Annotated in this window: 13 protein-coding genes and 1 tRNA gene; 5 read left to right on the top strand and 9 right to left on the bottom strand. The window is 59.7% G+C overall.

Translation table 11 applies throughout. The annotated features are described in order from the left end of the window. The 9 genes from H0V78_03050 to H0V78_03010 form a co-directional block, all read right to left on the bottom strand. On the bottom strand, positions 1–166 hold a 166-nt coding region (locus tag H0V78_03050; protein MBA2350786.1), incomplete at its 3' end, for a hypothetical protein. Between the two features lie 60 nt (positions 167–226). After that, positions 227–889 carry a hypothetical protein gene (locus H0V78_03045; protein ID MBA2350785.1) on the bottom strand — a complete coding sequence of 221 codons (663 nt, stop codon included), beginning with the start codon at positions 887–889 and terminating at the stop codon, positions 227–229. 160 nt (positions 890–1,049) lie between these two features. Next, positions 1,050–2,408, bottom strand: a complete 1,359-nt coding sequence (radA, locus tag H0V78_03040) for a DNA repair protein RadA (GenBank protein ID MBA2350784.1) — start codon at positions 2,406–2,408, stop codon at positions 1,050–1,052. 13 nt (positions 2,409–2,421) lie between these two features. Next, entirely contained in the window at positions 2,422–3,489 is a 1,068-nt protein-coding gene (gene alr / locus H0V78_03035) for an alanine racemase (GenBank protein MBA2350783.1), read from the bottom strand. Between the two features lie 245 nt (positions 3,490–3,734). After that, the gene (gene tilS, locus H0V78_03030; protein MBA2350782.1) at positions 3,735–5,129 is read right to left on the bottom strand and encodes a tRNA lysidine(34) synthetase TilS; all 1,395 of its coding nucleotides are present in this window, start codon (positions 5,127–5,129) and stop codon (positions 3,735–3,737) included. Further along, positions 5,098–6,066: an acetyl-CoA carboxylase carboxyltransferase subunit alpha gene (locus H0V78_03025; protein MBA2350781.1), complete on the bottom strand. Its 969-nt coding sequence runs from the start codon at positions 6,064–6,066 to the stop codon at positions 5,098–5,100. The genes tilS and H0V78_03025 overlap by 32 nt, the downstream gene beginning before the upstream one ends. Positions 6,067–6,075: 9 nt before the next feature. Further along, positions 6,076–7,761, bottom strand: a complete 1,686-nt coding sequence (ggt, locus tag H0V78_03020; GenBank protein MBA2350780.1) for a gamma-glutamyltransferase — start codon at positions 7,759–7,761, stop codon at positions 6,076–6,078. Between the two features lie 177 nt (positions 7,762–7,938). Then, on the bottom strand, positions 7,939–8,322 hold the full coding sequence (locus tag H0V78_03015; GenBank protein ID MBA2350779.1) for an SDR family oxidoreductase: 384 nt from the start codon (positions 8,320–8,322) through the stop codon (positions 7,939–7,941). Positions 8,323–8,705: 383 nt separating this feature from the next. Then, positions 8,706–8,782 (bottom strand) — tRNA-Arg (locus H0V78_03010). Positions 8,783–9,138: 356 nt separating this feature from the next. Between H0V78_03010 and H0V78_03005 the strand changes: the two genes are divergently transcribed. The 5 genes from H0V78_03005 to H0V78_02985 all read left to right on the top strand — a co-directional run. Beyond that, positions 9,139–10,398: an integrase arm-type DNA-binding domain-containing protein gene (locus tag H0V78_03005; protein MBA2350778.1), complete on the top strand. Its 1,260-nt coding sequence runs from the start codon at positions 9,139–9,141 to the stop codon at positions 10,396–10,398. A gap of 154 nt (positions 10,399–10,552) precedes the next feature. Then, on the top strand, positions 10,553–11,185 hold the full coding sequence (locus tag H0V78_03000) for a hypothetical protein (protein ID MBA2350777.1): 633 nt from the start codon (positions 10,553–10,555) through the stop codon (positions 11,183–11,185). A 55-nt stretch (positions 11,186–11,240) separates the two neighbouring features. Then, a complete protein-coding gene (locus H0V78_02995; protein MBA2350776.1) occupies positions 11,241–11,462 on the top strand; it encodes a transcriptional regulator in 222 nt (73 codons plus the stop codon). 135 nt (positions 11,463–11,597) lie between these two features. Beyond that, positions 11,598–11,777, top strand: a complete 180-nt coding sequence (locus tag H0V78_02990) for a hypothetical protein (protein ID MBA2350775.1) — start codon at positions 11,598–11,600, stop codon at positions 11,775–11,777. A gap of 80 nt (positions 11,778–11,857) precedes the next feature. Then, the coding region (locus H0V78_02985; protein ID MBA2350774.1) for a transposase at positions 11,858–12,128 on the top strand (271 nt) is incomplete at its 3' end.

Here is a 12,128-nt window from a genome sequence, read left to right as displayed (position 1 = left end):
GTCCAGCGCAAGCCACTCGATCGCCAGCAAAAGCAGCCCGGCCGCGGCGTATTGCAAGCGCGGGAAAATCCTGCCCGCGCACCCACCAAGCCTCATAGCGCCAGATCGGCAGCAGCGTCAGCAGCGCCAGCAATGCGACCAGCCCGGCGAGCAACCAAAACGTCATGTTCTTCCTCCTTGATTCGCCGAGCTTCTGGATTCCCGCTTGCGCGGGCGTGACCTCAATTCACTTCGACGTCCACTCCGAATCAGGCGTCGTAAGCGAAAGCGTGTCTGACGCCAGACGAAAAAAATAGGCGAACCAGGTCGCGATGCCGGCGAACTTGGCGCCGTCCTCAAGCAAATACTGCCCCCTGAATTCGCCGGGTATCAAATCGATCGCCGCGGAAATCGCGAACAAAGTCAGCGCCACGGTCAGCGGCATGTAGTCGCTGGCCAGTATATGCGCGCGAAACCAGTAAAGATAAAGCGCCGCGCCAAGGCCGTAAAGGGCAAGGAAACCCTTTCGTCTGATGCCGAAATATTCAGGAATGATGCTATGCAGTTGCATCAGATCATCACCGAGCATGACCAGAGTAAACAGTGCTGAAACCAGGAAAAAAAGCGGAGCGCGGGAAGCCACGGGCCGCTCTTTTAACATCGCATAAGCGAGGAAGCAGATTGCAGCCGAACCGGCCCAAAGTACGATACCAAGATTGGAAATCAGCCCGATGTAAAAGCCCCCGTTCGAGATATACGAGGCATCGCGCGTCAGGTTTCGAACCGGGATGCCGTAGAACAGGCTCGCCGGAATGGCGATTGCTAGCATGAAGAGCCAGGAAATTCCGGCGATCACGAGGGCGCGCAAACCAGATCGTTTGCGCGCAGCGTTGGCCGTGGCTGCTCTCATCACCATCGCGGATACCCGTCAGCAGGCTGTTGAAAACCCAGCGAGCGCAGCCAGGACGAGGTGCTATGGGCCGAGAAAGCGGAATGTATATGGGAATACATGAGCTTCGAGCCCTGAGCAGCGAAGTACAGGCAAGCGCAGTAGTTTTTCAACCAGCCTGTTAACGGATGCTGGCGACCGCCTGTTCGATGCGCTCGACGGCAATGATATCGATCCCGGCAATTGGCTGCTTCGGCTGGTTCGCTTTCGGAATGATGGCGCGCGTGAAACCGAGCTTGGCGGCTTCCTTCAAGCGTTCCTGGCCGCGCTGAACCGGCCTCACTTCACCGGCCAGGCCGACCTCGCCGAACACGACCATCTTGTCCGGCAGCGGCTTGTTCTTCAGCGAAGACACGATCGCCAGCAGCACCGCGAGATCGGCCGCCGGCTCGCTGATGCGGACGCCGCCGACCGCGTTGACAAACACATCCTGATCGAAGCACGCGATGCCGGCATGACGATGCAGCACGGCAAGCAGCAGCGCAAGCCGATTCTGTTCGAGCCCGACCGATAACCGGCGCGGATTCGGCGCGTGCGCTTCATCGACGAGCGCCTGAATCTCGACCAGCAACGGCCGCGTGCCTTCCTGCGTGACCAGCACGCAGGAGCCCGCGACTTGCGTATCGTGCTGCGACAGGAATAGCGCGGACGGATTGCTGACGCCTTTCAATCCCTTGTCCGTCATCGCAAAAACGCCGAGCTCATTGACCGCGCCAAAGCGATTCTTGACGGCCCGCACCAGCCGGAAGCTCGAATGCGTATCGCCCTCGAAATACAGCACGGTGTCGACTATGTGTTCGAGCACGCGCGGCCCGGCCAGCGTGCCTTCCTTGGTGACGTGGCCAACCAGAATGACGATGACATCATTGCTCTTGGCGTACCGCGTCAGTTGCGCCGCGCATTCGCGAACCTGGGCGACGCTGCCCGGCGCTGATGTCAGCGCCTCCGAATACATGGTTTGAATCGAATCGATGACGACGACTTCCGGCTTGTGCGCGGCCAGGGTCGCGAGTACGCGTTCGAGCTGGATTTCTGCCAGCAACTGCATCGCGCTTGCATTCAACGCCAGCCTGGATGCGCGCAGCGCGATCTGCTGCGCCGATTCCTCCCCGCTCACGTAGAGCACGCGCTTCGCGTCGCTGATCTGACAGAGCGCCTGCAACAACAAAGTCGATTTGCCGATTCCTGGATCGCCGCCAAGCAGCACAACAGCGCCGCGCACCAGGCCGCCGCCGAGCACGCGATCGAATTCGCCGATGCCGGTCGGATACCGGCTTTGCTCGCGCGCTCCAATCTCGACTTCGCCCAGATTTTGCAGCCTGGCGTTGCCGGCAATGGCGCTGTAGCGATTCGTTCCAATCTGCTCGGCTATCGATTCGACCAGCGTGTTCCACGCCTGGCAATGCGGGCATTGGCCCTGCCACTTCAGCGCTTCGCCGCCGCATTCGGTGCACGCGTAAACCGATTTCTGCTTTTTCACGGCGCCGACAGCGTCAGGATTCGATGACCGGAACGCGCGGCGCCAGCGCGCACAGCAACTCGTAACCGAGGGTGCCGGCCTTTCGCGCGACCTCATCGACGGCGAGGCCTTCGCCCCACAGCACGACCGGGGCGCCGACGCCAGCCTGCGGGAGCGCCGACAGATCTACGCACAGCATGTCCATCGATACCCTGCCCAGCGTTTGCGTGAGTTGGCCTGCGACCAGCGCCGGCGTTCCGGTGGGCGCGAGGCGCGGATAACCATCGGCATAACCGCAGGCGACGATACCGACGCGGCGCGCGCCATCGCTGCGGTAGTTCTCGCCATAACCGACGGCATCGCCGCTATCAAGTTGTTGCACGGCGATGATTTCGCTCGACAAAGTCATCGCCGGCAGCAAGCCGAACTCGCTATGAGCGCGATCCGGGAAAGGCGACGCGCCATACAACATGATGCCGGGGCGCACCCATTCCGCATGCGTCGCCGGCGTACTCAGAATCGCTGCCGAATTCGCCATGCTGCACGGCAATCCGGAATCGCCACGCAGATTGGTGAACTCGTTGAGCTGGGCCATCGTGCCCTCGGTCTCGTCGGCGCTGGCGAAATGCGTCATCAGCGTTATATCGCCGATGAGCCGGTTTGTCTGCAGCGCGCGCAGCGCTGCGCTGAACGCGGAAGGTTTGAAACCGAGCCGGTTCATCCCCGTATTGATTTTCAGGAACACGTCGATCTTCACCGGCAACCAGGCCGAAGCCAGCATTGCGATTTGTTCCTGATGATGGATGACCACCGTCAACCGGTTTTCCGCGATCAGCGGCAATTCGTCGGGCGCGAAAAAGCCCTGCAGCAAAACGATATGGCGGCGGAAACCGGATTCGCGCAAGCATACTGCCGCCTCGAGATCGAGCACGGCAAATCCATCGGCGTCTTGCAACGCGCGCGCGGCGCGCAGCAAACCGTGGCCGTAGGCATTGGCCTTGATCACCGCAAGCACCTGCGAGCGAGGCGCACAGCGCCGCGCGATCAACAGATTGTGCGCAAGGGCGGCGAGATCGATGCGGGCGCGGATCGGGCGATTCACTTTCGATTACACCGGCTTATGTTGAAAAACCGAGAAGCAAACACCTGACGATGCGCGCATCGTTATGGGACAAGCCGGAACGATACGAACAAAGTAAGCGTAGGTCAGGGTGCGCAAGCTCCCTGACAAAGAATGCGCTACCGATGCTGTTAGGGCGCCTTCGGCACCCTGACCTACGGAATTTCTTGCCGAATCGCCAGTCGCCATCTCATGTTCGCTATCCATTCGGATTCAAACTTGCACGTTCATTCCGCCTCCCGGGCTGCAGTGCTGGCCTGCCATTCCGGAATGATGCCCGGTTCACCAGCGTCTGTCTGATAAGCGCAATCGACGCCCAGCCCTGGCGCCCATACCAGGATTTCGCCGCAGAACAGAAGGGGCATGCGCGCGCGCTGCCATGGCGGCACGCGATTCTCCTGCAGCAGGTTCTTCAAGGTGCGGCGCGGGCGCTTGCAGTCCGGCTTTAGACGCTCGCCGCCATAACGCGTGCGGACCGTCACCGCCTGCTGCTCCAGCCGTCGCGCAGCGATGCCGGCGCCGATGGCTTTTTTCATCACCAGCACGCCGCGTCCCGCCGGGAGTTCGAGCCGCGCTTCGCCGTTCCATTTGACGATGCATGGCATGAGTTTAAACGCGGGTTCGAGATGCAGCGAGCCGGCGAAACGGCGCAATTGCCAATGACCCAACTCGATCGAGAGATGGCTGTCGTCGCTGCTGCCGCGGCATTGGCGGACGATCTCTTCGAGCTTGACGGCGCTTGGCAGGATCAGGCCGGCGCGACCCAGAAAAAAGCGCAGCAGATTGTTGGCGCGAGCTTGCTCCAACTTGCACAGCGCATCGATTCGCAAGGCGCCGGCGGATATGGCATACGCCGCGTCGCATTCGGCAAGCTCATCGAGCAACGCGGAAGCCGCGGCGAAGTGCCGGCTCGCGCGCGCCAGCGTGGCGCGATAGCCGGGAAAACGCTGCTCGACGACAGGAAAAACGCGATGCCGCACATAGTTGCGATCGAACGACGTATTGTCGTTGCTCTCGTCATCGATCCAGGCCAGATTCTTGGCGCGCGCGTAAGCTTCGAAATCGCGGCGCGCAAGATTCAGGAACGGGCGCAACAATCGCGGCGCCCTTTCCCCGGAAGCGGATGACAATTCCCTGATTTCCGGCATGGCGCTCGCACCCTTGAGCCCTGCGCCGCGCAGCAGTTGCAGCAGCAAAGTTTCGGCCTGATCGTCGAGGTGATGCGCGGTGATGATGAAGTCGGCGTCTTGCCCGGCAAACACGCCATAACGCGCCTTGCGCGCCGCCGCTTCCGTACCGGCGCCAGCCGTATCGATGGTTATTGAAACACTTCGAAAGTCAATGCCGCGGACATGGCAAAGTCCTGCGCAGAAATCGGCCCATTTTGAGGAATCGGCGCTGATGCGATGATCGATATAAAGCGCTGAGTATGAAAAACCGAGAGGCTCGCGCAGCAGCTCGAGGACATCGAGCGCAACCACCGAATCGATGCCGCCGCTCAGGCCGAGAACAAGCTTATCGCCTTTTTTGACCCATTTCCTTAAAACGATTTCCGCTTCGGCCGGCAGATCGGGCGGGGCATTCGGCCGATCATTTGACTGCGACTTCTTTGAATTTGCCATAAGCCATCAGCCGCGCATAGCGCGCTTTCAGCAGATCGTCGACCGGCTTGTCCTTGAGCTGGCGCAGCGTATCGACCAGAAATTTTTTCAAGGTTTGCATTATGGTTTCCGGATCGCGGTGCGCGCCGCCCAGGGGCTCGGGCACGATCTTGTCGATCAAGCCCAGGGTTTTCAAACGCGTCGCCGTAATACCTAGCGTTTCGGCCGCTTCAGGCGCTTTATCGGCGCTTTTCCAAAGGATCGATGCGCAGCCTTCGGGCGAGATCACCGAATAGGTTGCGTATTGCAGCATCAGCATCGCATCGCCTACGCCGACAGCGAGCGCGCCGCCCGAACCGCCCTCGCCGATCACCGTACAGATAATCGGCGTTCTCAATTCCGCCATGACATAAAGATTACGCCCGATCGCCTCCGACTGGCCGCGCTCCTCCGCGCCGACGCCCGGATAAGCGCCGGGTGTGTCGATCAGCGTGAACACCGGGATCGCGAACTTCTCGGCGAGCCGCATCAAGCGGAGCGCCTTGCGATAACCCTCGGGCCGCGGCATGCCGAAATTGCGGAAGATTTTTTCCTTGGTATCGCGTCCTTTCTGATGGCCGATGACCATCACGCTCTGGGCGCCGAGCCGCGCCAGCCCGCCGACGATCGCGTGATCGTCGGCAAAATGGCGGTCGCCGTGCAATTCTTCGAAATCGCTGAAGAGCTGCTGCAGGTAATCGAGCGTATAAGGGCGTTGCGGATGACGCGCGACCTGCGAGATCTGCCATGCGTTCAGCTTGCCGTAGATCAATTTCGTCAGCGTCTGATTTTTTTTTTGCAGGCGCTCGATTTCCTCGGAAATGCCGAGTGCCGAATCATCCTGCACGTAACGCAACTCGTCGATTTTGGCTTCGAGCTCGGCCATCGACTGTTCGAAATCGAGAAAGGTCGTTTTCATTCGCGTGGGCTAAAACCAGCCCGCCCAACCGGCTGCCGTCCGCGGATCGCCGACCGCAATCGACTGGCCGGTTTTCTGGTTCAGCCAGACTGCCTGCATATTGCCCCACTTGCGGTCGATGCGATGCACCCTGTGTCCCTTGGCTGCGAGCGCCGCGATCCACTCGGCGGGGAAGGCTTCCGGCTCGATGTCGATGCGGTCGGGCAGATACTGATGATGGTAGCGTGGCGCACCGACAATGCCAATGACATCGACGGGGCCCGGCCGGGCATAGTCAAGAATGGCCAGCAGCACCTGGCTCATAATGCGCGAGCCGCCGCTGCTGCCAAGAATCAGCACGCCGCGCGCATCCTCGACAAAGGTCGGCGACATCGATGACAGTGGACGCTTGCCGGGTTCGATCGCATTGGCTTCATCGCCGGTCAGCCGATAGGTATTGGCTGCGCCCGGCTTCGCGGCGAAATCATCCATCTCGTTATTGAGCAACACGCCGGTGCTGCCAGCGACGATGCCCGAGCCGAACAAGTTGTTGATGCTCAAAGTTGCGGCGACGCGATTGCCGGCTGCATCGATGATCGAGAAATGCGAGGTATCGCGGCCCTCGACAGCGATCGGTTCGGTTTTCGCTAGTGCTGTGCTCGGCGTAGCCTGCCGCGGATCGATGGAGGCTGCACGCGTGGCGGCATAAGCTTCGCTCGACAGGTGCGCGATGGGCGCATCGATGAAATCGGGGTCGCCGAGATAACGCGCACGATCATGATAGGCGCGGCGCAGCGCCTCGACGACGAGGTGGACTCGCGCGGCTCCATCGCTTTGCGCAAACGGCAGCGCCTCCAGAATGTTCAGGCTTTGCGCCAGCGTTGCGCCGCCGGACGAGGGCAGCGATGCCGTGGTGATATCAAGGCCGCGATAAGTGATGCGCGCTGGCGCTCGTTCGATGACGCGATAGGTAGCGAGATCTTCTTTGCGCCAGATGCCGCCTGCTGTGTTGATCGAGCGTACCAGTTCGTCCGCGACCGGGCCGCCATAAAAGCCGGCATGACCATCGCGCGCCAGTGTGGTTAGCGTGCGCGCGAGCGCGGGTTGACGCAGACGGAAGCCATGCACAGGCGGTTCGCCCTTGTCGAGAAAAATACTTGCCGCGGATTCGTCGCCGCGCAGCAACTCCTGGCGCAGGCGCGCGATACGCGCATAGCGCGCGTTGGTGGAGAATCCGTCGCGCGCATAAGCGATTGCCGGCGCCAGAGCCTTTGCAAGCGGAAGCTTGCCGTATCGCTTCGAAAGCCAGGTGAGCGCCGCGGGCGTACCGGGAATTGCCGCGGCTTTTGCGCCTTCGCGCGAGGCACCGGGTACGACCTCGCCATTGCGGTCGAGATACATGTCGGAGCGAGCATTCAAGGGCGCCGTTTCGCGCGCGTCGAGCATGACCGCCTGGCTATCGGAAGCGCGGTCAGAAGCGCGGTGCAGCAGCCAGAAACCGCCGCCGCCGAGGCCCGATGCAAACGGTTCGACCACCGCGAGCGTTGCCGCTACCGTAACCGCCGCATCAAAGGCATTGCCGCCTAGCTGCAGCACCTGGTACCCAGCCTCGGTCGCGAGCGGATGGGCTGACGCGATGGCGGCATTTCGGGCAACTGCGTCATGGACGCTGGCGCCGTACAGGACGACGAGTACGATCAAAAACCAGCGTTTCATTTCAGGGTTTGTTGCGCATGGCGAATTGCGGAAACGTCAGTTGGACGTGCGACGCCATTGTACGTTGTTCAGTATCTGCCAATCGGAATATCGGGTTTCGCTGCGTGTAGATACCGCGCTGAACCTCGGGCCCCCGAGCGGCGATGTATTGGCAAGCGCAGTCGTTGCAGCAGCGTGTCAGCCGTTATCGATGAAACCCGGATACAACAGCATGCCGCCGTCCATATAGAGCGTTGCGCCGGTCATGTAGTCGGATGCATCGGACGCCAGCCAAACAGCGGCGCGGCCGATATCGATCGGCTCGCCGATGCGGCCGTACGGAATTAGTTCGAGCAATCGTCTGCGTTCTGCTTCGGTATCGCGGGTGGTGGCGTTGATCGGTGTTTCGATCGCTCCGGGCGCAATGCTGTTGACGCGTATCCGATGCCGCGCGAGTTCCTGAGCCAGCGTTTTGACCAGCATCATCACCCCTTCGGAAGCCGCGTAGTTGGCGTGACGGCCCACGGAATGATCTCGTGCACCAAAAATGATCTTGCCCGCGGCCGACGATGCGCTTGTCATACCAACAAGCGGCCGAAGCAACTTCTCGAATCCATGCGCGGCATGCAGCACCAGTCGATCGAGCCGCCGCGGCCTACCAGCGCGGTGGAATGGCAATCGCCAATCAAGGCGTAGTCGCTAATCGGCGGATAAGCCAAGGCTGACCTGTGTTTGATCATGTTCGGACAAGAAGAACGGCGTTGAGGGGTTTGCCGAATCCAGAAGCGCTGTTCAGTAAGCCGGAACGCAAACGGATTCGATTGCGGAAAATCAATTCCCAAAACACGAGTTGTACCGAAATGCGTTGCTGTTGCTGATTACAAAAGGCAGATGTCGTCGTTACTGCGCCCGCAAATCGTGCGCACGGAAAAGCTGAATTACGAAACTGTCGTCAAGAAATGCTTTGGCGCGCCCGGCAGGATTCGAACCCACGACCCCCTGGTTCGTAGCCAGGTACTCTATCCAACTGAGCTACGGGCGCTTATTGAAATAACGCGAGCGAATTTTATCCAACTTGGGCCTACCCGTCTATTGAAGGTTGCCGGAACAGCAACGGCGTCTGAAGGATTTCCCCACAGGCAAATAAACGGTCAGACCAACTCCCTTGGGTCTATCGAGACTCAAGACATGCGTGCGCGGCCTTTGCCGAAGTTGGTATAGGTAATTCAAGGGCTGACGGTACCAGAGGCGGGAAGGGGTCAAAACTGGCGGAGAGAGTCCGCTAAACCATAGAGTAAAGACGCCTTAGAAAAGCCCTTATAAGACTGGCGCTTGTGTTCACTGGCGTCTTGATAAGTCCGCCAAAGCCCACCAGAATCCACTATTAAGACGTGGGTAATAGACGGGGTAGTAAAAGTGGGCGGAACATCACAACGGTTTTTCAAGCAGCTCTCGGCGCTCAAGGTGGACCGGCTGAAAACGCCCGGCTATTACCTTGATGGCGGCGGTCTCTATCTGCAAGTCTCGAAAGCCGGAACCAAGTCCTGGATATTCCGGTTCACACTGAACGGGCGACCCCGCGAGATGGGACTCGGCTCGCGACATATCCTGAGCCTTGCCGATGCGAGGGAGCGGGCTTCCGTGTGCCGTAAATTATTGCTGGACGGCGTGGACCCGATCGAAGCACGGAATCAGAGGCGATCTGAGGCGCGTCTTACCGCTGCCCGATCGATGACCTTCGCCAACTGCGCCACAGCCTACATAGAGGCGCACCGGAGCGGCTGGAACAACGCCAAGCACGTTAGCCAGTGGGAGAACACTCTCGCGACCTACGCGGGCCCCGTATTCGGTTCCCTGCCCGTTCAGGCAGTCGATACGCACTTGGTGACAAAAGCGCTGCAAACCATATGGACGGCGAAGCCCGAAACCGCCAGCAGGCTCAGGGGCCGGGTTGAGGCGGTATTGGATTGGGCTAAGGTTCGCGGACTGCGCACAGGCGACAATCCGGCGCGCTGGCGCGGGCATCTGGACAAGCTCTTACCGAAGCGGTCGAAGGCGCGAGGCGTCAGGCATCATGCGGCCCTACCGTATGTGAATATGGGCGCGTTCATGATCGAACTGCGCGAGCAGCCGGGCATCGCTGCCAGAGCACTCGAATTCACGATACTCACGGCAGCGAGAACCGGCGAAACAACAGGCGCGACCGCCGACGAATTCATGCTCGATCAAAAGCTCTGGACAATCCCCGCAAGCCGCATGAAGGCCGGTATCGAGCATCGCGTTCCGCTGACAGAGCGCGCCGTCGCTATCGTCGATGACATGCACGCTGGACAGCACGGCGCGTTCGTATTCCGTGGCGGCAAGGCTGGCAAGCCGCTCTCCAACATGGCGATGCTGGCGCTATTGAAACGCATGGGGCGACCCGACATTACTGTTCACGGGTTTCGCAGCGCGTTTCGCGACTGGTCCGCCGAGCAAACGAACTACCCGCGCGAAGTCGCGGAGGCTGCGTTAGCGCATCAACTCGACGATAGGGTAGAGGCGGCCTATCGGCGCGGCGACCTTTTCGAGAAGCGGCGGCGACTGATGAACGACTGGTCGAAGTATTGCGACACGAAGCCGGCGGGCAACGTGCTGCCAATCAGGAAGCGGGTTTAACCTACGAGCTACGCATGAAGAAAGCGGCTTAACGAGGATCAAGCATTGCCGCGCCTAGCCTGAGGCTGATCCCCGAAGGCGAATACCCGGGAACCCTTACCCGGCCGGCGCGGCTCCTGACTTAAAGGGGCGTTGGATCGAAGGGTGTCCAAAAATGCCAAAAACGAGACCGGGCGCGAGCCGTTACGAAGCATCTCTAGCCACATTCTTTGATCTCTTCGACCCGCTCTACAGAGATAGAGTGTGTGAGTCCGTGGCTTGTGCGATCCGCCCTGATCGAGCATCGATTGATGCAGGGTTATCTCGCACGCTCGACCGGCTTATTTGCGAGCCGCTGGAGGCTTTTATAAAGAGCCGCGTCGAAGAAAAACGGCCTAATGTTGTAAACGACGACATGCAGGCGGCACAAGCTTTGCTGATCGAGGTTCGCGTCGTAATAAGGATGGTCAACGCTAGCCAAACCGGAGGTGAGGAAACAATAGTGCGGCTCCGCGCCGCATGGGTAGAGTTTGTCGCTGCTTGCGCGGCATATCGAATGTACGACGACCTCCGCACGGAAATGGCCAAGCACAGGAAGCTGCAAGAAGCCGGTCGCGTTCATAGGCACCGGTCGCAAGCGAATCTGAAACTTGATTACAAAAAACTGTGGGAAGAGTACGACAAATTGATTGTCGCCGGGCGAACCGAGCGCGACGCACGAAGCGTTCTCTACGAGAACCACCCAGAGGTTGTGAAACGAACTATCCGCAACGCGCTAAAAAAGAAAAGAGGAAGTTTAGGTACCTAAACTTCCGTTTGTCTTGGCAGTATGTCTCCGCACCCAAACAAACGGAGACAACAAAATGCGAAACGAATTGCCGGCTGAAGGCTATGTGCGTCTGGCGGAAATTCTCGGGAACAAAAAAGCAAACCCGCCGATCCCCGGTATTTTCCCGATCAGCAGAACGACCTGGTGGGTTGGTATCAAATCGGGAAAATATCCCAAGGGCATAAAGCTGTCCGACAGGACAACGGCATGGGATGTTCGGGTTATCCGCGCGCTTATCGAGTCTCTTGGTAAGTGAGGCGGCCATGACCCTAGAAAAAATAATGCCGCACCCGGCGCAGACCGGGGCGGCACAGAAGGTAAAACAGGCAACCCATCTTATCCCGTTGTCATCGCTCGCGCAATGCGAGAAGCAGCATGCACGGAGAGCGGCATGAGCGCCGGGGATATCCGCGCGCCGCAGCCGGACGCCGATGCAATTCTGCGAACACTGACATTGCTGTTCAATTCTGATGATGTAGTCGAACTGCGGGCGCTAACAACACGCGGCAGGAAGCGCATCGATGCCGGTTATTTCGACGGCGAGCACCGCAGCGATCTAACAGTTCGTTGAACTTATCCCCGACCCAGTCCACGGAGCCGAAGGGTAGTACGTTGAGTAGTGAGTCGTATAGAACCGAGGCGGTGAGCGCGATGCGTGGAGCGGACGTAACCCAGGAAGGTTTGTTCATGGTGAGAAAGACCTCGGATTATGTGCCGGCGGAACACCCGCTGCTGGCGATCCGCGAGATTCTCAACGTAGCGCTGCGCGACATGGACCGGCTGTTTGAGTCGATGTACGAAGAGCGTGGTCGGTACTCGGTGCCGCCGGAATGGCTGCTGCGCGGGTTGATATTGCAAGCTCTCTACGGAATCAGGAGTGAACGGCTGTTGTGCGAGCAATTGGGGTACAACATGCTGTTCC

This window comes from Burkholderiales bacterium, assembly GCA_013695435.1.
In the GTDB taxonomy this organism is placed as follows: Bacteria; Pseudomonadota; Gammaproteobacteria; order Burkholderiales; family JACMKV01; genus JACMKV01.
The sequence above is the reverse complement of the archived record's forward strand: the minus strand, read 5'-3'. Positions and strand labels throughout refer to the sequence as shown.